The organism is Flaviramulus multivorans (assembly GCF_021728415.1).
GTDB classification, from domain to species: Bacteria; Bacteroidota; Bacteroidia; order Flavobacteriales; family Flavobacteriaceae; genus Sabulilitoribacter; species Sabulilitoribacter multivorans.
Genome location: NZ_JAKKDV010000004.1, coordinates 1 through 24,005, shown reverse-complemented (window position 1 = coordinate 24,005; position 24,005 = coordinate 1). Strand labels below are relative to the sequence as shown.

Below are 24,005 nucleotides of genomic sequence, written 5' to 3'. Positions count from 1 at the left end.
ATTTTAATGAAGCTTAATTACAAAATCATTTTTCATTTTTTAGGATTACTGCTATTATTCAATGGTGGCTTTATGCTATTGTCAACACTTATTAGCCTAATTTATAAAGATGGTGTTACGTTTCAATTATTTTTATCAGGTATTTTAACGCTCCTTGCAGGTGTTATTTCTATGCTTGTTACAAGACGGCATAATAAAGAAATGAATAAACGAGAAGGCTACATTGTGGTAACTTTTGGTTGGATTATCATGTCATTGTCTGGCACACTTCCATATATATTAACAGAAAGTATTCCTGATTTCACCAATGCTTTTTTCGAAACCATGTCTGGTTATACAACTACCGGTGCGTCTATTTTAAACGATATAGAGGTTGTGCCAAAAGGGGTTTTGTTTTGGCGAAGTTTAACACATTGGATTGGTGGTATGGGTATTATAGTATTGGCAATTGCTATTTTACCATTACTTGGAATCGGAGGAATGCAGCTATTTGCTGCTGAAGCACCTGGACCAAGTGCGGATAAATTGCACCCTAGAATTACAGATACTGCAAAACGTTTGTGGCTAATCTATTTTGGTTATACTGCTGCTGAAACAATTTTGTTACAAGTTGCGGGCATGTCTTTTTTTGATGCCATTAATCACGCATTAAGTACACTTTCAACCGGAGGGTTTTCAACTAAAAATGCGAGTGTAGCTTATTGGAATGGGCAACCAGTTATTCAGTACATAATAATGTTATTTATGTTTTTGGCAGGTACTAATTTTGTATTAAGCTATTTTGCTTTTAAAGGAAAGGTGCAAAAGATTATACATGATGAAGAGTTTAAACTGTACTTTAAGTTTATAGTTGTATTTACCATTATTGCTGCTTTGATTATTTATTTTAGGGCAGATGTTTCAGCATCTTCAATTAATCACCCTATGGTTTGGGGAGAAGCAGAAAGCGCTTTTAGGCATGCTCTTTTTCAAGTTCTGACAGTGGTTACAACTACAGGATTTGTTACCGCAGATTATACTTTATGGACACCTTTTTTAGTTGTTTTCTTTTTTGGGCTTATGTTTTTAGGTGGGTCAGCAGGTAGTACGTCTGGAGGTGTAAAAGTAGTACGTCATTTAATTTTAATTAAAAATGGCTTTTTGGAATTTAAAAGAACCTTACATCCTAGTGCCATTTTACCAGTACGTTATAACAAAAGAGCTATATCAGGTGATATTGTTTTTAATATTCTTGGATTTTTTATATTGTACATGTTGTCATTTATAATTGGTGCTTTAGGGTTTTCAATGTTTCAAATAGATTTTCAGTCATCTATTGGGCTAGCTGCATCAACCCTAGGGAATGTAGGTCCAGCTTTAGGCGATTTTGGTCCTGTAAATAATTATGCTGCTCTACCACATTTAGCACAATGGTGGGCTTGTTTTTTAATGCTCATAGGTCGTTTAGAGTTGTTTACCGTTCTTATTTTATTAACTCCGTTTTTCTGGCGTAATCGCTAATAATTTAACGTTTTCGCTATAATTTATTTTTCGAATCATCGTTTAATCTATTGCTAAATATTTTAATTTAAAATAGTTTTTAAGAATGGTGATTTGGTATAAATATTGATGCTATAAAAACTTTTATAATCTTAACCTACAAATATTCATAAATGAAAAAAGCAATTGTACTAGCAGTAATTTTATTGGTTATATTACTCTTAAATATAGATAGATTACTAATTATTGATGATTATTTAAAAGCCACTATTCTTATTGTGATAGCTGTACTTTTATCTTTTTATGAATATAAAACAAGAAATAAAATAAGTTAAATAGAAATTAAAATCGTTAGTATTTATAGGTTCTATGATAGTATTTAGGTGATGTTTTCTTTAGTTTTTAATTAGTTGAATTGTAACATTTTGGTTAAATATTCGTCTACTTTTTATAACCAATTAAATTCATCAATCATGGAATTAGTATTAACAAAAGAAGATTTAGAACCATTACCTAAACAAAAAGAAGACTTAATTAGCGAACCCTCTGGGTTTTTAAATTCTTATTATAAGAATATTGTAAGCGAGAATTATAAAAAGCTAAATACAACTTCAATTTTTGCTTTCAAGCAACGTATCAAAAGAAAATGTTATACAAGAAATTGTATGGCAGAAACTACTTTAAAATTATCAATATTTCTTGTTGCTATACTTCTTATATTTAATTAAAAGCAAACACAACTTTTTAAAGAACAATAAAGGTAATTAGCTTGTATTTAATACTTTGCGCTAAAATGTCCTGTTTTAGTGAATGTATTATTTTCATTGTCGGTTAAGGTTGCTTTAAACCAATAATCGTTTGAGGCAAGCTTTTTACCATTAAATGTTCCATCCCAACCATGTAAGTTTGTTGTTAAGTCCATAAAATATAAACTTCTACCATATCGGTCATATATATAAATATCGCCAGAAATGTATAAATCGTTGGATATACCTTCAATTTTCCAATAGTCATTTATTCCATCGTTATTTGGTGTAAAATACCTTGGGTAACCAATAAATGCAACTTGCTGGCTAATGGGTTGCTCGCAATCATTAACATCCTTTACGTGTAGTGTATATATCCCAGCTTTTACATTTGAAAACGTGTATTCTTTGCCATTACCAAAGTAATTTATTCCGTCAATAGAAAATTCATAGACACCAAAACCATTTATAGAAGCAAATATTTGATTGTTTTCTGTTTTTACCTCATAAAAAGCCATAGGGTTTGGAAGCCTAACATCAAAGTACTCAGTTCGAGAGCATAACAAATTGTTTTCAGTTTTATAGGCAGTTAATGAATAATTTCCTGGAGTGCTTATAGAAATTTTTTGATTTGTAGATATAATATTGCCGTTACTATCTTTCCATTCCCAAGCATCGTTCGTTTGATTTCCATCTAAATTAATTGATGAATCTTCGTTAGAATAACAAATAGTATAGGAATCTTCAATATCCAAGACTATTGCAGAATTTACAATGGCATTAAACGACCCAATTCCTGCGCAGTCATTATTACTGGTTTCTATTCTAAACCATAAGGTTGTTGAAGTTGTATTAACGAATAAGAAAGGTGGGTTAACTTTTGTTTGAGCATCTGAAAAGGTGCTATAAAAATTAACTTTTGATGATGCTGGAATGTTAAATTGTGTTCTTATTTCAGACTCTTTTAAACTTAAATCAAATCTTGCAATTCCATTGTTATCAATATTATCTGAGTTTTCACAAACATAAATATCCGCAGAATTCAATAAATCACTATTGGTATTTTCAATAAAAAAATTGCTAATTGTATAACAGCCTTCTGGAGTAACAATTCTAACAAAGAGTTCTTCCGGATTGCTTTTATTTATATAGTTTTCTGGTGATTCTATTGGATTTATATCATTTAATGCATTATTATTCGAATTGTAAAAAAAGTACTCAAAATCCCTGTTAAGGTTGATAACTTTATCTTCAATATTATATAAATTAAATAATGATACCCCATCATAATCTGTATCACATTGCGTTAATGTTTCGTTAGAATTAATCAAAGGTTTAGCGTAAACCTCAATTTTCTTTTGAATTAAATAGTCTCGATTATTGTAAGTAATAGTTGCATTTACTACATAGCCGCCACTAACATTATAAATGTGAGTTGGAGTAAGTTCTGTTGATGTTGATCCATCTCCAAATTCCCATAGTATAGAGTCTATAGGCATGTATGAGTCTGTATAAAATTCAAATGTTTCTTCTACACATTTATTTTCTGTAATGATTCTATTTCTTAAAAATGAAGAAATGAAATTAGGCAAACCTTTATACGAAGCGTTTGGATTTAAGTTAAAAGAGGACAGTGAAAAACCTGAATCTTCTTCATTTTCAGGGTCATTAATTACACTTATTGTTTCAATTGAGTTAATCGGAGTTTCAGGAAAATAATTTGCAACATATATTTTACCATTAGAGGCTAATTGCAAATCACCAAACCTATAGTCCGAAGAACTAGCAATTCCCTGCTTTTCATATAATGGATCTACGCTGTATAATAAGTACTTAAACAAAATACAAAAACTAGCATTTTCGGCGGTAAAATATATTATTCTAGAATCAGGTGAAAACTCAACGCTATATGGAAATAACGTGGAGAAAGGAACATTAGGGCTAATTGAAAAATCAAAAGCAATAGAAGAATCTGTATTGTTAAAATTGTATATGTAAATATTATTACCATCATAATCAGCTAAAGCAATTTTCTTTCCATCAGGAGTGAATTTCATTCCTCCTTTTGATGATTTAATAATATTAACTTTAGATTTAATAGGTGTTCTATTTATACCATTTTCATCAATGTTAAAAACAAAAAAGGTGTCTTTGGGATCACCGTCTGCATTTTCACTTCCAAAGGCAACCACTTTTATGGATTCGGATTCAATATCATGTATTGCAGTCAAGCGTTCGGTTGTGGTATTTAAAAGTCTACTACTTCTTATGGTCACCTCGCCGAGTGGTTTATTGTTTGAAAATCTGACTTCGGCAAAAAATAAGCCAGGAGTGAATAAAGGAGCAGAGGTTGTTTTTTCTACCCGAGTTAAAAAAATATAATAGGTACTATCATCATTTGGTTTCGGAATAATTATAGATGTTTGGGTGTTGTTAATATCGCCAGCCAATGTGGCGCCATTTTCCATTATTTCATGGTTCCTGTTCCAAATGGTTCCACCATTGGTGTAAAATAAAAGATTACCATTTCTGTCTGAAATACTAGAACAACCTGCAGGCGTACTCATAGCGCCGTTATTTAGGACAATAGGTCTAGTGTCTTTAAAATTTATTCCTGCGTTTTCACCAAAATACCAATTGTTCGTTTCATTTTGAGATAAAACAAGCACAGTGAACAGCATAATAGCTAAAAAGACTATTTTTTTGAACAAATACATTAATTAAATGCAGAATTTTTTGGTGAATTTAAAGCATATAAATTTATGTAAAGAATTTACTAGTTGTTTTAACATTAATTATGGCTCTAGTGAATAAATTGTGCTCAGTAACTCCAAATCTCATTGATTTTAAGTAACATTTTAATCAAATATGCTACATATAATAAAGTGTTTTTAGAGTATATAATTTTTAAAATTAATCAAGAATGAGCTTTGGTGTTGTACAATCTGCTATTTCATCTATTAAATATAATAGAAGTTTGATGTCTAAGCGAGGACGGTTGAAAAAGCCCTTACTTGCAAGTAATAAATCTAAAAAACTTGAATTGAAAAGTAATGAAGCAACTACTTTTGAATTAAAAATGCTTCGTGATAAATTACGTCAAGAGCATAAGCAGATAAGAGTTAAACAATTTACAGCTCTAACCATAGTAATGATTATTTTAATTTCAGTTTTTGTATACTATTTTTAATAAACATTTTTTAGATTTTAAAAACAATTAATATGCCTTTTGGTGAATCTTTTTTGAGTACTATAAAGAGTAATAAATCAATTATGCTTGATAAGAGCAGGAGGTTCAGAAAATCAAAAGGGAGTTTTGATTGGTCAAAAAGCCCACAATTGAACTTGCCTAATTCAACTTCCGAGCAGTTGGAGGAAATAAGATTAAGACTTAAAAAAGAGAATAAAGAAATTGAATTCAAACTGTTTATATTTTTAGTGTCAATGGCTATTGTTTTAATAATAGCGGCAGTTTATATACTATTTTAAATTTAGAAATCATGGGTGGAGAAGGGTCAATGATGCACGCAATTAAGTCGTTAAAAAGTAATAGGGCGCTTCTGAAAAGAAAAGAAAGAGGTACTTTGTCTGGGAGTTATGGAAATTTAGAATTAAAAGAATTTCCAAAAGCTACTTCTGAACAATTGCTGGAGATTAAAAAAAGAATAAAAAAAGAATAAAAAAAGAAAATAAACAAGCTAGAGTAAAACAGTTAGCAGTTTTTATAGTCTTTGTTTTAAGTTTAATTATACTATTTTTCTATTTAATACATTAAAAAAAGAGCCACAATCTAAATTGTGGCTCTTTTTTATATAGGTTTGTTTTTAACTAACAGCTTCCTTAATACGTTTTATAGCTTCAATAATTTGCTCTTGTGATGCCGCATAAGAAATACGGATACAGTCTGGATTACCAAACGATTCACCATCAACAGTAGCTACTAAAGCTTCTTCCAATAAATACATAGAAAAGTCAGAAGCATTGTTTATAGTTCTTCCACGTAAGGTTTTGCCATAGAAATATGAAATATTAGGGAAAACATAAAAAGCACCTTCTGGTGTGTTAGTATTAAATCCTTCAATGTCACTCAATAGACTTAAAATTAAATCACGACGCACTTTAAATTCGTCAATCATATATTGAACACGTGTAGGCGACTCGTTTAAGGCTGTAATTACAGCACGTTGAGCAATACAGTTAGCACCACTAGTAATTTGCCCTTGCATTTTGTTACAAGCGCGAGCAATTTTTTCAGGAGCACCAATATATCCAATTCTCCATCCTGTCATTGCAAAAGCTTTAGAAACTCCATTAACTGTAATGGTTCTATCATACATTTCGCTAAATTCTGCGATACTAGCATGACCACCAACATAGTTTATATGCTCATAAATTTCATCAGAAACCACGTAAATATTTGGATGCTTTACTAAAACATTAACCAAGGCACGCAATTCTTCTTTACTGTAAACAGAACCACTTGGATTACAAGGTGAACTAAACCAAAGCATTTTTGTTTTTGGTGTAATCGCAGCTTCAAGTTGGTCAGCAGTCATTTTGAAATCGGTTTTAATAGAGGTTTTAACCTCTACAGGCACACCATCATTCAACTTAACAATATCGGCATAACTTACCCAATATGGGCATGGTAAAATAACTTCATCACCAGCATTAAGCATAACAGCAGCAACATTTGCTAAGCATTGTTTAGCACCTGTAGAAACTACTATTTGTGGTAGTGTATATGTTAGGTTATTATCACGCTTAAATTTAGTGATAATAGCTTGTTTTAACTCTACATAACCATCAACTGGTGTATATGAGTTGTAGTTTTCATTTATTGCTTGAATAGCTGCTTCCTTAATAAAATCTGGTGTATTAAAGTCTGGTTCACCAAGACTTAAACCAATAATATCTTTTCCTTCGCCTCTAAGTTCGCGTGCTTTTGCAGCCATAGCTAACGTTGCAGACGTAGCCATGTTTAAAATTCTGTCTGATAGTAGTTGCATTAATTAAAAATAAAAAATGTGGTTAGACTTGTAAAGCTGGTTTCATTCCCATTTCTCTCAAATGCTTAAAATGAGCAATGATGGCTTTACGTGTGGTTTTATATTCGTTATATGGTAAGTTAAATTCTTTAGCTGTTTCCCTTACAATTTTTGAAATTTTAGTGTAATGAACATGACTAATATGCGGAAAAATATGATGCTCTACTTGGTGATTTAATCCACCAGTAAACCAATTAACAATTTTGTTTTTGGTAGCAAAATTAATGGTTGTTTTAAGCTGATGTACCGCCCATGTGTTTTTCATAGTGCCATCTTGTTCTGGTAAAGGCATTTCAGCTTCTTCCATAACATGTGCTAATTGAAAAACAACACTTAATATTAAGCCAGCTGTATAGTGCATTACAAAAAAGCCTATTAATATTTTCCACCAAGCAATATCTAAAAAGACCATAGGGATAACAATCCAAATACCTACATAAATAATTTTCGATATTACTAACTTACTCCAGTTCCACACAGGGTTTGGGAATTTTCCATAAGACAATTTACGTTTCATATAACGTCTCATCTGTTGCCAATCAGTCGTAATAGCCCAATTTATGGTAAGTAATCCGTAAAGTAAAACAGAATAATAATGTTGAAATCTATGATGCCATTTCCACTCAGAATGCTCAGTAAATCTTAATATGCGTCCTGCATCTAAATCCTCATCATGTCCATGAATATTAGTATATGTGTGATGCAAAACATTATGCTGAACTTTCCAGTTATAGGCATTTCCGGCAAGTATGTAAATACTACTTCCCATTAATCGGTTAATCCATTCTTTGTTAGAGAAAGAACCATGGTTTCCGTCATGCATTACATTCATGCCAACTCCAGCCATACCAATTCCCATAACTATGGTTAGTAATAATTGAGTCCAACCAGGAATGTTTAGAGTTAATATTAAGAAGTAAGGTGTTAAAAACAAGGAAAACATTACTACGGTTTTCACCCAAATTTTCCAGTTTCCAGTACGTTTCACATTGTTGTCTTTAAAATAGTCATTAACACGTTTGTTAAGAGTTCTAAAAAACTTTGCAGAGTCTGTTCTTGAAAATGATAGTGTCTGTTTAGTCATGTATTTAATTTTTTATATGATATTGAATTAAATTCGAATTACATATATGCGGCAAAGATAGGTATAAACGAACTTAAGTTATAACGTTTTTATGTAAAAAAATGTATTATAAAAGTATATTTTTGTTGAAAATTTAACAAGAATGCAAATCATTTCAAAATATTTTCCAAATCTTACTGAAGACCAAATTAAAAAATTTGAGTTGTTAAAATCACTTTATCAAGATTGGAACCTAAAGATTAATGTGGTGTCTAGAAAAGATATTGACGAACTTTATTTGCGCCATGTATTGCATTCATTGGGTATAGCTAAAGTAATCAGTTTTAAAAGTGGAAGCAAAATTCTTGATGTTGGTACAGGTGGAGGGTTTCCAGGAATTCCTTTAGCAATTTTATTTCCAGAATGCTCATTTCATTTGGTTGATAGCATAGCCAAAAAACTAAAGGTTGTTGACGAAGTTGTTGAAGGACTAGGGCTAATAAATGTAAAAACAACGCACAGTCGTGTTGAAGAAATTGATGGCACGTATGATTTTATTGTAAGTAGAGCAGTAGCTTTTATGCCCACATTTGTTCAATGGGTAAAGGGCAAAATTGCTAAACAGCAAAATCACGAACTTAAAAATGGAATTTTATACTTAAAGGGAGGCGATTTAAACCAAGAGCTTAAAGATTACAGAACAACTACGATTTATAATTTAAGTGATTATTTTGAAGAAGACTTTTTTGAAACCAAAAAAGTGGTACACTTACCGTTAAAATTTAAAGGCTAATTAGTTTAATTTTACTAAGTCGTTAATATTACTGTTAAGGAAATAATATTGGGTTTGAAACCAATAAGTATTAGCATATTGCTGAATACTTGTTATGGCCTTGTCGGGTGAAATTATAGCATTTGCTCTGTCAAAATTTATTTTTGCATTAGCTGCATCATTTACCTTATTATAAGCCATGGCAAGACCTAGATAAGCATCGAAATCTACCGAATCAAATTCCACAGCCGTTGAAAAATCTTTTATAGCATCAAGGTGTTGTCCTAATAATAAGTTTGAAGCACCTCTATAAAAATAGGCGTAAGAATTATTTTTATTGAGTTTTAACGATTTTGTTAAATCTACATGGGCTTCTTTGTGGTAATTAAGATCCATTAAAAAAACACCACGGTTATAATAATTATCTGCACTTGGTTCAATTAAAATGGCGGTTGAATAATCTTCTGCAGCCTTTGTGTATTGCTCAAGTGCTTTATAGGCTGACGCCCTTAAAGTATATGCGGTAGGGTTAGTTGGTACTCGTTTAATAAAATTACTAAAGTCTTTTACCGCATCTTCAAATTCTTCTAAATCAAATTTTACACAGGCTAGACTATAAAGTGCATCTAAGAAATTATCATCTAGTAAAAAAGCTTTGGCATAATCTTCTTTAGCTCCAGAAAAATCCTTAATACTGTATCTAGAATTTCCTCTATTATAATAAGTGTCAGCATCAGGTTCTTCAACAATTATCTTTGAGTAATCTACAATAGCTCCACTAAAATCACCCAAATCATTCTTGGCTAATGCTCTATAAAAATAAGCGTCTAGGTTGTTTGGTTCTAAAGCAATTGCTTCTGTGTAAAGTGCAATTTTTTTGTCTAAATCAGTTTCTCTGGTAGCTTGTCTTATAATTTTATTGGCTTGCCCAAAATTAACAATGGGATACAGAGTAATTAAAATAAGAATGATTTTTTTCATAGTTGATTTGAAGCAAATAATGTACCGTTTTTTTATTATTAAAGTTAATATATTTTTTTTAATAAATGATTTAATGGATTTTAAGTTTTTTTAAAAATCTTTTAATAATGAATCAAAAAATAACCAAAACATTGATAAAAATGCAATTTTTTTAATTTCATCGAAAAAAAGTGTATTATATCGATTTTTATTAATATGTTTGTGGACCGATTATTACAAAATCGCACGTCTCTCAGAAAAAAATAATGCCCTAAAGAAAGTTATATGAGAAGACTACTACCCTTAAATCTACTAAGAAAATTCGTTTTTTTTCTATTCGTACTGTGCAGTTACGTTGGTAGTGCCCAAATTATTCAGGTTGAAATTGTTGGTGGCGCAGTTGTAACGCAAGGTTCAACAGTTGTAATTAATGCTGGATCGAGTCTTGATTTTAGAATTACTAATACTGAACCCGGGAGTTGTAGTAATAGTAATAGATTAAGAATCGAGGATGTTAATATTTCTAATATTATAGATTTTGATATATCTCCAAATAACCCTAGTCGAAATATTAGACAAGCTTCTTGTAATGGAAATGGTAGTAAAGAACTTGATTTTGAGATAGAAAACATTAGTGCCACCTGTATAACGGCAAGCACATTGGTGACTATTGAAATAAGGAATCAAGTAGATTTTACGTTTACTTTACAGGTTAATTCATCACCTGAAATTTTTGTTTTGGGTGGTACTCCGTATGCCGACATTTACCATGGAGACACAGTAACATCAGATACCAACGGAACTTATTTTGGTGTTGTAGAGGAAAGCGGGTCAGTTACAAGAACTTATGTTATATCAAATATTGGTAGTTGTAACCTAGATATTACGTCCCTTACAAGTGATAATAGTGATTTTGCAATTACATCACCATTTCCAATACCTTGGAATAATATGTTGCCCTATGATGCTATTGTTTTTGATGTTACGTTTACTGCTCCAGTAGCGGGAACGGGTACTCAAACAGCCATTATAAGTATAGGTAACACTGATAACACAACCTTTACTTTTACAGTTAGTGCTGAAATGTTTGACTTTAATATCCCAGGTCCAGGTGGTATTACCGCAGATTTTAGACTTTGGTTAAAATCTACACGGGGTATTACCCAAAGTGTTACTAAAGTATCAACTTGGGCAGATTTAGGAACCAATGGTAAAGATGCGATTCAGCCAGTAGCTGCTAATCAGCCTACTTATTTAGACAATGCAACCGATAATATAAATTTTAACCCTGTAATTAAATTTGAAAATGATGGAGCAGGTGTAGAACAATATTTGTACAATCCAGTAAATGGGTTTTATAGTCAAGATATATTTATAGTCATGATTCCTGATGCAACCATGACGAGTACCTCACCTAGAAATACCATTTTTGCAGGTATAACAGTGGGAACTGTTGGTGATATTACAGGTGTTGGCTTTGGAGATTATTCATCTGAATTTACCAATGAAACGCTATCATACAACCAAGATATTGCCGGTGGAGGTAATTATAATGGGGTTGCAGAGTTAAATTCAACATACTCAAATGCGGGTATTATAAATATCAGAAATAATTCAGTCGCATTGTTAACGGGTCAGGAGATTTTGTATAATTCTAATTTATTGACAACATCTGAAGTTAACGATTCGCCTTATACAAATGTAACATCTGTAGATCCAGGTCCACCACCAACAGTTTTAGGAACTCGCTATTGGGTTGGAAGAAATTATGATTTACAAGGTAGTTTAAATGGACGTGTTGCAGAAATATTTACGTTCGCTGAACGTGTTCCTGATGCTGACCGACAAAAAATTGAATCTTATTTAGGTATAAAGTATGGTATTACATTAGGTGCTTCTACTGAAGCTCAAAAAGATTACATTAACTCATTTAATACTTCTGTATGGGATATTTCTGCAAATGCTGGATACAATTATCATGTTGCTGGTATTGGTAGAGATTCAATTTCGGATTTAAATCAAAAACAGTCAAAAACTATTAATTTATTAAACGAAGTGACTATCGGCTTAGGAGGTGTTTTTAATACTAACAACGCTAATTCCAACGAGTTTAAAAAAGATGGCGATTTTTTAGTTTGGGGTAATGACGATGGAGCATTTTCTGGTACTAACACCAATACGGTAACAGTTGCTTCTGGGGTTACTACAAGCTTAACTAGAATTGATAGAAAATGGATGATAGTTGAATCAAATGAAGATGTAAATGGAGATGTAGGAACGGTTTACGTTTCTATCCCATCAGCAGCATTCAGTAGTTTTTCAAAAACAGCCACGGAGGAATACGCTTTAATTATATCTGATACGCCGAATTTTGCAGATGGAGACATCATTGATGTTATACCATTAAGGTCTGAAGACGGTGGAATCAATCTACAAACTTGGTATGACTTTGAAGGAACTAAATATTTTACTTTTGGAAAAACACCAAAATTAACCGAAAATCATGCTATCAATATCGCTTCGGGTGATTATATGGTTGGAGAGTTTAGCCTTAATTTAAATACAGATAATTTCACAATTTCAGCATGGATTAAGTGCCCAACAGGTTCTAGTGTCCGAACTGTAATGGCCAAAGGTGAAAAACTTCAAATAAGATTAAACACATCTGGTAACATCGAAGTTTATATTGATGACAGCGTAACGCCTAAATTTACTTCAAATATGGATGTAGATGATGGTAAATGGCACCATACAACATTTGTTTATGATAGTGGGACCATTTTAATGTATATAGATGGTGTACTTGATAAATCTGTTCAAAATATAGTGCATCCTTCACCAAACTTTAATAACTATGCTATTGGTGCGTTATATATTGATAAAAATAATATTATAAATCCTCTATTAGGAGAAATAGATGAGGTGTATGTCTGGGACGTAGAACTATCGCAAGATCAAGTTAGATACCTGATGAACCAAGAAATTGAACGATTTGATATTGTTGGAACTGATTATACTACAGGGAAAATAATACCTCAAGCATCAGCTAGCAATGAAGTTGCAGCTATTCCTTGGAGTAATTTAAGGGTGTATTATGATTTCAATTCTATTTATGGTTCTACAATTGAAGGTTTAACAGATGACCGCTTCTTTTTAAGGCTAAAGTATTTAGATAAAGATAAATCGATTCTTGATGACCAAACAGCACCATTACCATATATTTCAGCAAATGATGGTGATTGGGATACGGCCGTAACTTGGAGTAATAATGCTGACCAAGTAATTCCTAACTCTTTAAGTTTAGACGGAACTACCATGGTGGATTGGAATATTGTTCAAATATCACATAATATTGATTCTGGAGATAGAGATATTTCGCTTTTAGGTTTGATTCAAACCGATGGGATTTTAAAAATATCAGACCCTGTTGATGCGCAAGATGAAACAAATTCCGGGCAAGGGTTAAGCATTTCGCATTATTTAGAATTAGATGGTATTATAGATTTAGTTGGAGAGTCTCAGCTAGTTCAATCAGAAGGTAGTGTTATTGATATTGACAGTGGTGGGTTTATTGAGCGCGATCAGCAAGGAACTGCAAACGGCTACAATTATAACTATTGGTCTTCGTCTGTAGGTCCTATAGCAGGAAATACGGCAACTAGAGGCACAGGAGTTTCAACCACTAATGCAAATCATACAATTGCTGGTGTTTTAAAAGATGGAACTATTTCAGGGCTATATCAAGATATGCTATTTAATTCATCACCAGATGGAAGTGGTACGCCTCCACCTCCAGGTTTTGCAAGAACCATTAGTACGGAATGGTTGTATAAATTTTATGGTGGAGCAAATAATTATAATGCTTGGGTAAAAATAGATGAGTCTTCATCACTCTTAGCTGGAGAAGGTTTTACAATGAAAGGAACAGGGGGTACTGCTTCAATTCCAATTTCAACACAACAAAATTATGTGTTTATTGGTTTGCCAAATAATGGAGATATTACTCTGCCTTTAGATAATTCGTCCAATGAAGTTGATAGGCTTGTTGGAAACCCGTATCCTTCAGCCATTGATGCGTCTGAGTTCATTTTAGATAATATGAGTATTGCCGATGGAGGTAACAATACGACAGGTACTGTTTTTAATGGCGCTTTGTATTTCTGGGATCATTTCGGTCAAGAAAACTCACACACATTGAAAGACTATGTGGGTGGTTATGCAACTCGAAATCTAACAGGAGGAGCTGCGGCAATTTCAAATGATAGTCGAATTAATAGTACATCAAATGCTGGAGGACCAGCCACTGGGACCAAAGTTCCCGGGCCATATATTCCAGTTAATCAAGGCTTCTTCGTATCTACAGCTCTTGATGGTTTTAACAATGATAATGGTACTCCAATTTTAACCGTTGATGGTGGAGATATTGTATTTAAAAACAGTCAACGTGTTTTTGAAAGGGAAGATGGTTCAAACTCCTTGTTTTTAAAGTCATCCTCAAATAAAAAAGGTAAAAATGTTGCAGCAAAAAATGATGTTACGCCAACAATTAAGCTCGTGTATAGTTCTCCTAAGGGATATCATAGACAAATAGTTTTAGGAGCTAATCATAATGCTTCCATAGCATTTGACATGGGTTATGATGCTTTTATGGTGGATGTTAATGAGGAGGATATGTATTGGATTATTAATCAAAGCAAATTTGTTATTCAAGGAGTTGGAAGCTTTGTAACATCTGAAGAATTTCCAATAGGTGTAAAAGTAAAAGAAGCGGGAATATCAAGCATAAAAATTGATGCTTTGGAGAACATTGATAATAATTTCCCAATATTTATTAAAGATGAAAGTACTGGAGAAACCCATCAAATTAATAATGATTCGTTTGATATATTTTTAGAACCAGGTGAGTATTTGGATAGGTTTAAGCTTGTTTTCGAACAAAACAATGCCTCTCTTAGTATTGATGAATTAGATAATATAGCTAATAGTGTATTGGTTTACTATGATTCAGAATCTACCGAATTAAAAATTGTAAATAAGCAAGGTGTTTATCTTTCTAAGATTGAGGTATATAATATTTTAGGACAAAGTATTATTACTGAGGAATTGAATTCATCTAATAATGAATCCATATCTCTAAAAGCAGAAACAGGTGCTTATATTATAAAATTAAATTCTGAAAAGGGTGCTATTAACAAGAAGATAATAATGGATTAAACATTATTGTTCTAATTAAAAAATAAAGAAAGCTAATTTGATATTTTACTCAAATTAGCTTTCTGCATTAAAAAACACCTTGTAAAAGTGCATTTTTTTCTCGTCGTCATATCCGCGTTCTAAATATTCAGCTGAGGCATCAGGAGCATCAATATCGAGCTTTATTTGTATATGAGTATCTAATTTAATATCGGTTTTAATCTTTTTCTTTTCTTTATTAACAACAGCTTCTGCAACATCAAACTGGTTTCTGAGGACTATATTTTTTTCACCTTCAAATTCTTTCTTATAATCTTCAAACTCCCTAATCTGTTTTTCATCTTCAAACAGCTCTTCCTTAAATCGCTCAACATTAACTATTTCATTTTCTTTAAAAAAATCAATCGTTTTTGCTAAAAATGTGTTTTGTTCTTGGGTGCCATAACTAGTTTTTAAAATTTCGGTAGAAAAGTCTTTACAAAGTTCAATATATTGTTGTGTATGATTATTGGCGTCATCAGCATATTTAATATTTAAGAAATGATTAATCCAATATTGTGTATCATAGCTGTTATTATCAATACTAAAAATAATATTCCCTTCGGTATCACTTTGGTTTAAAATTAAACAGCCTTTGTCTACTTTTTTAGAACTGATTCCTTTTTGTACCAATACATCATAACTGTTATTTTCTAAAAAGGTTTGAAAAAAATTAACCTTATTTTCAATTTTAAAAATCCCTAGTGCGTTCGTTGTTATATCTCTAAACTCAACACCTTCAAACATAACTACTAAAACATCGCCTGTTTTAATATTGGCAGAGTTTGATTGTTCATAAAGATGAGTTACTATATGTTTTGAAACTTCAACAAATGCATCATCATCATTAAAAATTTGAGTACTGTAACTATTAATTTCATTTAACGAGATATTGGCATGATGATTAAACCGGTAGCTTTGTACTACACTACTAAAAGAGCGTAGCAAAAAAGGCAGCATAAGGTCATAACTGGCTTCATCAAAATCCACTAATTTTGAAGAGAACGCATTTTTAGTATCGTTAAACTTGTTTCCAACTTTATGAATAATGAATTTTGAAATAGAGGCATTTTTACGTGAAATCATCTGTTGTTTTTTAATACTGCAATAGTACTAATTTAGATAGAGAAACCCATAAAAAAAAAGAACGCCAAAGCATTACACTTTGACGTTCCATAAGATTCGAGGACTTGCGACTTGGTTGTCGTTATATTTTAATAAATTCTACACGTCTGTTTTGGGCTTTACCATTGCTTGTTGAGTTATCGGCAACAGGTGTGCTTTCACCTTTACCATCAGTTTGTAATCTGTTGCCAGAAATATTGTAAATATTAATTAATGCTTGTTTTACAGCATCTGCTCTTGCTTTTGAAAGTTTTAAATTGTCATCTTCAGTTCCATCTGAATCGGTATGACCCACAATATTGAGGTTAATACTCTCATCTTGCAATAATACTTGAGAAATCTGACGAATAATACCGTATGATTGAGGTTTAATATTAGCCGAACCTGAATCGAACAAAATCCCATTGGTGGAAATTCTACCTTCAGACATGAGTTTTCGCCGTAAATCTACACCACCTTCGGCAATTTTAATGTTACCAATAAATACCTTGTCTACGCCGTCACGAAGACCTTCAAGATTAAACTTTAAGAAACCAATTTTTTCAGGACTATAAATAAACTGAGGAATATCGATATATTTTATTTCGTTTACCCAAAGTCTAAACCGCTGTTTATTAACAGCCAAAGAGATGTGCGGATTATTAAGTACGGCTTTTCGAATATCTGCAGTAATTGTGTTATTGATTCTAGAATTAGTTGGGTTGGTGTTTCTAACTCTTATACCAAATGCCCCGTATTGACCAAAAGGAATGGCAGCATAGGCATAATCTCTTCCTTTTTTAAAGCCATTGTTATCATCGAATGTAACTAATAAAAGGGCATTTGAAGATGTCCTGTTGTCAAGACCTTCAGTAAATAAATCAAATTCGATGGTATATTCTTCTGGTAATTTATTGGGGATTAAAGGAATATACATAATGTTATAGCCAGATTTCATTTGAAACCAGTTGCCCTCAGCTTTACTCAATCTAACTACCTCACCAGATCCGTTAGTGTTCCATTTACTTGGAAAATCGCCAACGAAGTCTTGAGAAAAATCATCAAAGTAAATAAGCTTATCTCCAGGAACATAATCGAATTTGCTATAAACTTCTAGATTGTCAGATATATTTTCATCTTCTATATCTTCAGACACATTTCCTTCTTGAGATGGGTTGTCAGAAGTTTCATTACTTTCTCCTGTTGCAGTTTCAGAACCCTCATCGTCTTTGTCATATTCTCGTTGTCCTAGTAATAATTCCTTAGCAGTTGTAATGCTATAGCTTAAAGCTTTTTTTGCTTTATTCATTTGCAATGTTGCTTTCCCTTTCTTTAAAACACTTGTGCCATCTAAATCGCTTAAAATATTAGGTGCACTATTGCTTAAAGCATCCAAATCATTAAGAGCATCTTCTAGCACATCAATATCGTCATCATCAAGGGGTGTTCCTGCAGCAGCATAACCATCGTATTTATATACTTTATCATATATGTCGAAGGAATTTTTCACAAAATTATCAACGCTGCTAATACCTACTGAACTATTAGGTCTTTTTAAGCGCTTAGTTTGCGCTTCTGCAACCTGAATAAACATTAAGGTAACCATCCAAAAAGTTAGGATGCTTAATGCATTTTTAGGAAATTTCATTTGTAATTATTTGATTAATAGCTGCCTAAATATAGAGATTAGTTTTTTACAAACAAAAAAGCTTGAGAAAAAATACTAACAGAGTTATTAGTAACTAATTAATTTGATATAGAATAACAGAATTACTTTCACCCTTTGTTACAAATTCTAATTTGTTATCTCGATCAATATTATCAAGATCTATAGTAGAATTTCCATAAACAGGAAAGTTAGGTATTGGTTTGGATTGACTATCAAAAAGGTAAACTTTATGCGACTGCAAATCAGTAACAGTAACGTAAATTTTGTCATTTATATAGAAAAGTTTACAGCTGGTATAATCACCAAAATCTAATTCATTGGTTCTATTTTTTATTGATAATTGATTTTCGGTTAAAGTAACTAGCGTTTTACTGCTTGTATCAATAAAGTGTTTTTCAGAAAGATTGAGATTCCTTGACGACACATTGCCCTTACTATCAACCATAATTAAATCACCTCCTGAGCTAGTAGTTGTAAAGGCATTATTATACAAGAAAATAGGTTGACTTGAATAGGTGCTTTGTGTTTTAGGGCTAACTCTTGTTCTTCCAGTTCTATCTAAAATGTATAGCTTATTTTCTGTTTTAAAAGTAATATAATCTTTACTTCCAATTCTAAAATGTTTGGGTTGGCAAATGATATTATTATTAGCAGATTTAAAAGTAAAACCGTTTACAATTTGTGCCTTGACATTATACATTAATACATTTTTCCCTTGTGTAACTAAAAGGCGATAGTTTTTGTTTTTATCATAATCAAAAACAGAAAGCGGTTGCGTAATGTCATCGTTAAATCTGGCTGGAAAAGGAGCTACATCATTACCGTTTTTGTCAATAACATAAATGCGATTAGGCGTTGCAAAAGCCAATTGTAACCTACCATTTTTATAAATATCTATTTGTTCAATGTTTCCTAAAACTGGACCTTGCAATGTTTTTTTCCAAAGAATTTTTCCTGTATTAGAAATTAAATAAAGGTTGTTATTAATATCCTGAACAACAATTTCCTTTTCATTGGTGATATGGTTTTTTACAAATTGCGGATTATTTAAAAGATCTTTATCAAGTTTAATATTTAAGACTTCCGAAACTGAATTTAATGACGTTCTGGATGCGTTCTTTTTTATTACGGCATTCACATGGGCAAAATTCACATCATAAACGAACTGAATAGCCGATGTATTATAGTCACTAAGTTTTAGATTGTTATCAGAATCTAGGTTTTTATTTATTACCGTACTTAGAGTTGAAGCATTTGTTACCTGTATTAATGAGGAGGCATCACTCAACTGATTTTTTATATTTTCAAAATAGTCTTTATTACCTAGCGTTGTTTCGTTTTGATAGTTGGCAATAATATTTTGAAGCATTTCATTATCATTACAAAACACAAAAAAGTTGTCAAGCACGCAATACATAGTTGCTTTATCGAAGGTAATTAACGGATAAAAAGTGTCCTTAAATAAATTAGAATTACTAAAACTATAAATATCGATTTCACGATACGAATCAATTTTAGATTGTTCGCCAATAAGAGCGTCTTTAGTAGCTATAATATCAATTGAATTTAAAGCGATAGCCCTGTTTTCATCTTCGTAAATCACACCAACTTCAATTACATCATTAAAAAGTGTTGATGCATTTAATATAGTATCTTTCTTTTGAAACTTTCCTAAATTACCTTCAAAGGTTTTAAAATCATCAAAAGTAAAACTTAAAAATCCATCACTGTTTGACGGGGTAATATTTTGAATTTGATTTTCTTGAGGGACCGTATTTTTAAAAATATTAATGAGGCTTTTTGTACTGTCGCTAGCTTTTGTTACGCCATTTACAATAATACTATTTTGACTAATATCTACATCGGCAGCAATATATTCGGTAAAAGTGTTTAAGGTAAGTGAATCTGCAATGAAAAATGATTTTGCAAAAGGGTTATTGGGCTTTAATATGATTGAAAATGTTTTGTCATCGTTAATAGTGCTGTATATTTTTTCTAACTCAAAATCCAATTCCGAATTATTAAAAATGCCATCAACAACATCTTTTGATGACGAAGCAAAAAAAGTACTATCCAGTACTGTACTGTAAAAAGTACTTTTGTTAATGGTAGATTTAGTAATGGTTTTGTTTTTATATTTAAGAGATTCTTCAATATAATTAGGTAACGAATCTGTTATAAACAAACCTTGGTGGTTTTTTGTGATTATAGAGTATTGCAAACTATCGTTTATATCTTTCGAAAAACAAATAAGAATATCACTCGCAGGATTTAAATAAGTTAAATTTTCAAGTTTGTCTTCTAAACTTTTATAAGAATTCGTATTTGATATTTTTTGTAAAAAATCACTGTTGTTAATGCTGCTTTTTAATCCTTCAATGTTATTAGACTTTATAATTGCTGAAGTATTTTCAGGAACAAAGTCTATAAGCTTAGAACGATTTGTTTCAGTAGAATTACAGCTAAAAAAAAGTAGAGTGATGAGGGCAAAATAAAGTAATCTCATAAAATGAATTAATTTTTACAAATATAAAAACTTATAAATCTAACCTAAGTTGTTCTGGTAATAATCTAAACGATTTTCTGTGGTATTTTGTTATACCATATTTTTTTATGGCTTCACGGTGTTCTTTAGTTGGGTAACCTTTGTTCTGTTTCCAATTATATACAGGGAATTCTTCATGAATCATATTCATATAGATGTCTCGATGTGTTTTAGCTAAAATAGATGCAGCAGCAATACTTAAATACTTACCGTCACCTTTAATAATGGTTTCAAAAGGAATATTTTTAAACGGTTTAAATTTATTACCATCAACAATTATAAATTCTGGGTTCGGTGTTAATTGTGCAATAGATTTGTGCATGGCCAAAATAGAAGCATTAAGTATATTAATACAGTCAATCTCATCTTGAAATACGTGGGCAACGCCAAAATCTAAAGCTTGAGATTCAATAATAGGTTTTAATGAATCTCTTTTATTTTCGCTAAGTTGTTTGGAGTCGTTTAAAATCAAATTTTTAAAATTTTCTGGCAAAATTACAGCCGCAGCTGTCACAGGTCCAGCTAAACAACCCCGACCAGCTTCGTCGGTTCCACACTCGATATTAAATTTTGAATGTTTTTGCAATAACATAAAGCGAAAATATTGATAAACTTAATAATTGTTTTAGTTATGTTAAGTATTTATTTAAAACACCAAGAGAACATAACTTCTTTATTTAAAATATTTGCTAACACTTTACGTTCAAATAATTACTTTTGCCTCGGAAATTTGCATTTATGAATAAATTAATCTTCGTTTTACTTTTTGTATTGCTTTGCAATGGGTTGAATGCCCAAAGAAAGCTAGGATCTTCCGGAGCGTCAAGAGAGAGGTTAGATCCTCAAGATACAATTAGTAGAGGGTCGTCAAGCAGATTTGGTTCCAAAAGCAACAAAAAGCTTGAAACGAAAATTCAAGACTATTTAATTATTTCTCATAAAAACGATACAACTTTTGTTGATACCACTTTAACTATCCAAAAAGAATATAAGTTTAATTATCTAAGGAAAGATAACTTCGGGCTTATGCCATTTTCTAACTTGGGTCAAACCTATAATAGTTTAACTTATAATTTTGAAAACACGAGCCTAATGCCAGGGTTTGGCGCACGTGCAAGACACTTCAATTATATGGAAATTGAAGATATAAATTATTACCGCGTTCCAACACCTTTAACAGAACTTATGTTTAAAACAGCATTCGAGCAAGGGCAATTGGCCGATTCATTTTTCTCGGTAAATACATCACCACAATTTAATTTCTCAATTGCTTACAAAGGCTTAAGATCATTAGGTAAGTATCAACATGTATTAACAAGTACAGGTAATTTTAGATTTACCACTAATTATAGAACCAAAAATAACCGATATAATGTTCGTGGTCATATAGTAACTCAAGATTTACTAAATCAGGAAAATGGAGGAATTATTGACGATAATATTGATGAGTTTGAAACTGGCGATCCCGAATTTATAGATCGCTCAATATTTGAAGTCAACTTTGAAAACGCCGAAAGTATACTTCGTGGTAAACGTTTCCATTTAGAACATAACTATAAAATTATTCGAGAAAAAGATTCTTTATCAAACAATAAGCTAAGTATCGGCCATATTATTTCGTTTGAAGATAAATACTTTCAATACGACCAAACTACAGCAAATACAAGTTTTTTTGGTGATGCTTTTAAAACAATCGGATTAAAAGACCGTGCTACGTTAGAGAATTTTTATAACCAAGTCCAATTAAACTATAGCAACAATATTATTGGTAATTTACAATTCAACATTAGTAACACCAATTATAATTATGGTTATGATAAGTTGGTTGTTTTAAATGGAAACACCATTACCAATAGATTAAAAGGCGATGTTTTTTCTGCAGGAGGTAAATACCAAAAACAATATAAAGGTTTCGATTTGCAAGGTGAAATGGGCTTGAATATATCTGGAGATTTTGATGGTAACTACATAAAAGCAAAAGCTACTTTTAAATTAAATGAAGATATTGCAGCTTCAGCTTCCTTAAACCATAGTTCACGGGCACCAAATTATAACACATTATTATACCAAAGCGATTATATAAATTATAATTGGCAAAATAGTTTCAACAATATCGAAACCCAGCAATTGGCATTTAATTTAAAATATAAACAATTGTTAAATGTTTCTGTAGACCTTAACACTATAAACGATTACGTATATTTTAAACAAGACGAAAACACCAATCAAGTAAAACCATTCCAAAACAATAATTCAATAACGTATCTCAGAGTAAAGCTAGAAAACGAAATAAAGTTTGGTAAGTTTGCGTTGAACAATACCATATTATATCAAAACGTACAAGACGAAAATAATGTTCTAAATGTTCCGGAACTTACCACCCGAAACACATTATATTTCTCTAGCCATCTATTTAAAAAGGCTATGTACTTGCAAACGGGAGTAACTCTCAATTACTTCACACAATACTATATGAACGATTATAGTCCAGTCTTAGCAGAATTTTATGTTCAAAACGAAAGAGAATTTGGCAGTTTTCCGCGTTTAGATTTTTTCATCAATGCAAAAATTCGTCAAACACGTATCTATTTAAAAGCCGAACATTTCAATTCAGCTTTCACAGGTTACAACTATTACTCGGCACCAAACTATCCTTACCGCGATTTTACAGTACGTTTTGGTGTTGTTTGGAATTTCTTTTTATAAAATTTCTAGGGCATTTGGTTTAAAAAAAATAAACCACAAGGCTTTCACTACTCACTTTATTAAACGTTTTTCAAACGCTTAAAAGAGTTCAAACAGGTCGTTCAATCCTTAATGCAGCGATAAATTAATGTAACCTCAAAATATTTTTCAATCGTAAGTTGTTGAAAATAAAGCACAAAAAGCAACTCAAAAAAAAATCTAAAAAAAAGGTTTAAAAAGGCATTGTAAATTTAAAAATAGGTATTATGTTTGCACCCGCAAAAACGGTTAAGTACTGTTTGTGTAAAAGTTCATTTCCACGGTTGGATATTTTTTTAGAAGGGGTAAAAAAAGTTTTTCTAAAAAAGATTGAAAAAGTATTGTGGGGTTAAAAAAAGGGTTTTATATTTGCACCCGCTTAGCAAGGAAACGAGCTAGTAAAAGATAAAAAAAGTTCATAAACATATTGAATTGACAGCGTAAGATTTGAATTGGAAACGATTTAAATCAACAAAGAGAATAGACCATTTTGAGTACTAGAGATTCTGATTAGTTGTTAAAGTAGCTAACATGTTTTATATATGTATAGCACAAATAATTTAACGATGAAGAGTTTGATCCTGGCTCAGGATGAACGCTAGCGGCAGGCCTAACACATGCAAGTCGAGGGGTAACGGGGTGCTTGCACCGCCGACGACCGGC

Annotated in this window: 16 protein-coding genes and 1 rRNA gene; 9 read left to right on the top strand and 8 right to left on the bottom strand. The window is 31.6% G+C overall.

Features of this window, described 5'->3' with window-relative positions; genetic code table 11:
• Positions 1 to 6: 6 nt before the first annotated feature.
• Together L3X39_RS10010 and L3X39_RS10005 are read left to right on the top strand one after the other, a co-directional pair.
• The gene (locus L3X39_RS10010) at positions 7 to 1,500 is read left to right on the top strand and encodes a TrkH family potassium uptake protein (protein ID WP_237231651.1); all 1,494 of its coding nucleotides are present in this window, start codon (positions 7 to 9) and stop codon (positions 1,498 to 1,500) included.
• 452 nt (positions 1,501 to 1,952) lie between these two features.
• Complete coding sequence (locus L3X39_RS10005) at positions 1,953 to 2,207, top strand: hypothetical protein (RefSeq protein ID WP_237231650.1); 255 nt, start codon at positions 1,953 to 1,955, stop codon at positions 2,205 to 2,207.
• Between the two features lie 47 nt (positions 2,208 to 2,254).
• Here L3X39_RS10005 and L3X39_RS10000 read toward each other — a convergent pair whose 3' ends face one another.
• Entirely contained in the window at positions 2,255 to 4,942 is a 2,688-nt protein-coding gene (locus L3X39_RS10000; protein ID WP_237231649.1) for an FIDD domain-containing protein, read from the bottom strand.
• A gap of 206 nt (positions 4,943 to 5,148) precedes the next feature.
• Here L3X39_RS10000 and L3X39_RS09995 point away from each other — a divergent pair, with 206 nt between their 5' ends.
• Genes L3X39_RS09995 through L3X39_RS09985 form a run of 3 tightly spaced genes read left to right on the top strand, consistent with a single transcriptional unit; the run spans position 5,149 to position 5,905 of the window.
• Positions 5,149 to 5,415: a hypothetical protein gene (locus L3X39_RS09995; RefSeq protein WP_237231648.1), complete on the top strand. Its 267-nt coding sequence runs from the start codon at positions 5,149 to 5,151 to the stop codon at positions 5,413 to 5,415.
• A gap of 32 nt (positions 5,416 to 5,447) precedes the next feature.
• The gene (locus L3X39_RS09990; RefSeq protein ID WP_237231647.1) at positions 5,448 to 5,714 is read left to right on the top strand and encodes a hypothetical protein; all 267 of its coding nucleotides are present in this window, start codon (positions 5,448 to 5,450) and stop codon (positions 5,712 to 5,714) included.
• Between the two features lie 11 nt (positions 5,715 to 5,725).
• The gene (locus tag L3X39_RS09985; RefSeq protein WP_237231646.1) at positions 5,726 to 5,905 is read left to right on the top strand and encodes a hypothetical protein; all 180 of its coding nucleotides are present in this window, start codon (positions 5,726 to 5,728) and stop codon (positions 5,903 to 5,905) included.
• A 144-nt stretch (positions 5,906 to 6,049) separates the two neighbouring features.
• Here the strand turns inward: L3X39_RS09985 and L3X39_RS09980 are convergent, their stop codons facing one another.
• The gene (locus tag L3X39_RS09980; protein WP_237231645.1) at positions 6,050 to 7,234 is read right to left on the bottom strand and encodes a pyridoxal phosphate-dependent aminotransferase; all 1,185 of its coding nucleotides are present in this window, start codon (positions 7,232 to 7,234) and stop codon (positions 6,050 to 6,052) included.
• A gap of 22 nt (positions 7,235 to 7,256) precedes the next feature.
• Positions 7,257 to 8,357 carry a fatty acid desaturase family protein gene (locus L3X39_RS09975; protein ID WP_237231644.1) on the bottom strand — a complete coding sequence of 367 codons (1,101 nt, stop codon included), beginning with the start codon at positions 8,355 to 8,357 and terminating at the stop codon, positions 7,257 to 7,259.
• A 142-nt stretch (positions 8,358 to 8,499) separates the two neighbouring features.
• Here L3X39_RS09975 and rsmG point away from each other — a divergent pair, with 142 nt between their 5' ends.
• Entirely contained in the window at positions 8,500 to 9,129 is a 630-nt protein-coding gene (gene rsmG, locus L3X39_RS09970; RefSeq protein ID WP_237231643.1) for a 16S rRNA (guanine(527)-N(7))-methyltransferase RsmG, read from the top strand.
• On the opposite strand, the gene L3X39_RS09965 is transcribed toward rsmG, so the two are convergent.
• Positions 9,130 to 10,089: a tetratricopeptide repeat protein gene (locus tag L3X39_RS09965; protein ID WP_237231642.1), complete on the bottom strand. Its 960-nt coding sequence runs from the start codon at positions 10,087 to 10,089 to the stop codon at positions 9,130 to 9,132.
• 264 nt (positions 10,090 to 10,353) lie between these two features.
• Between L3X39_RS09965 and L3X39_RS09960 the strand changes: the two genes are divergently transcribed.
• Complete coding sequence (locus tag L3X39_RS09960) at positions 10,354 to 15,282, top strand: DUF8202 domain-containing protein (RefSeq protein ID WP_237231641.1); 4,929 nt, start codon at positions 10,354 to 10,356, stop codon at positions 15,280 to 15,282.
• A 54-nt stretch (positions 15,283 to 15,336) separates the two neighbouring features.
• On the opposite strand, the gene L3X39_RS09955 is transcribed toward L3X39_RS09960, so the two are convergent.
• The 4 genes from L3X39_RS09955 to rnhB form a co-directional block, all read right to left on the bottom strand.
• Positions 15,337 to 16,386, bottom strand: a complete 1,050-nt coding sequence (locus L3X39_RS09955) for a nucleoid-associated protein (protein WP_237231640.1) — start codon at positions 16,384 to 16,386, stop codon at positions 15,337 to 15,339.
• Positions 16,387 to 16,507: 121 nt separating this feature from the next.
• Positions 16,508 to 18,052, bottom strand: a complete 1,545-nt coding sequence (locus tag L3X39_RS09950; protein ID WP_237231639.1) for an OmpA family protein — start codon at positions 18,050 to 18,052, stop codon at positions 16,508 to 16,510.
• A gap of 94 nt (positions 18,053 to 18,146) precedes the next feature.
• Entirely contained in the window at positions 18,147 to 20,579 is a 2,433-nt protein-coding gene (locus tag L3X39_RS09945) for a ribonuclease HII (RefSeq protein WP_237231638.1), read from the bottom strand.
• Between the two features lie 31 nt (positions 20,580 to 20,610).
• Positions 20,611 to 21,210 carry a ribonuclease HII gene (gene rnhB, locus L3X39_RS09940; protein ID WP_237231637.1) on the bottom strand — a complete coding sequence of 200 codons (600 nt, stop codon included), beginning with the start codon at positions 21,208 to 21,210 and terminating at the stop codon, positions 20,611 to 20,613.
• Positions 21,211 to 21,356: 146 nt separating this feature from the next.
• Between rnhB and L3X39_RS09935 the strand changes: the two genes are divergently transcribed.
• Positions 21,357 to 23,324, top strand: coding sequence for a putative porin (locus L3X39_RS09935; protein WP_237231636.1), 1,968 nt, complete (start codon positions 21,357 to 21,359; stop codon positions 23,322 to 23,324).
• Between the two features lie 581 nt (positions 23,325 to 23,905).
• Positions 23,906 to 24,005, top strand: a 16S ribosomal RNA gene (locus L3X39_RS09930); the annotation flags it as partial.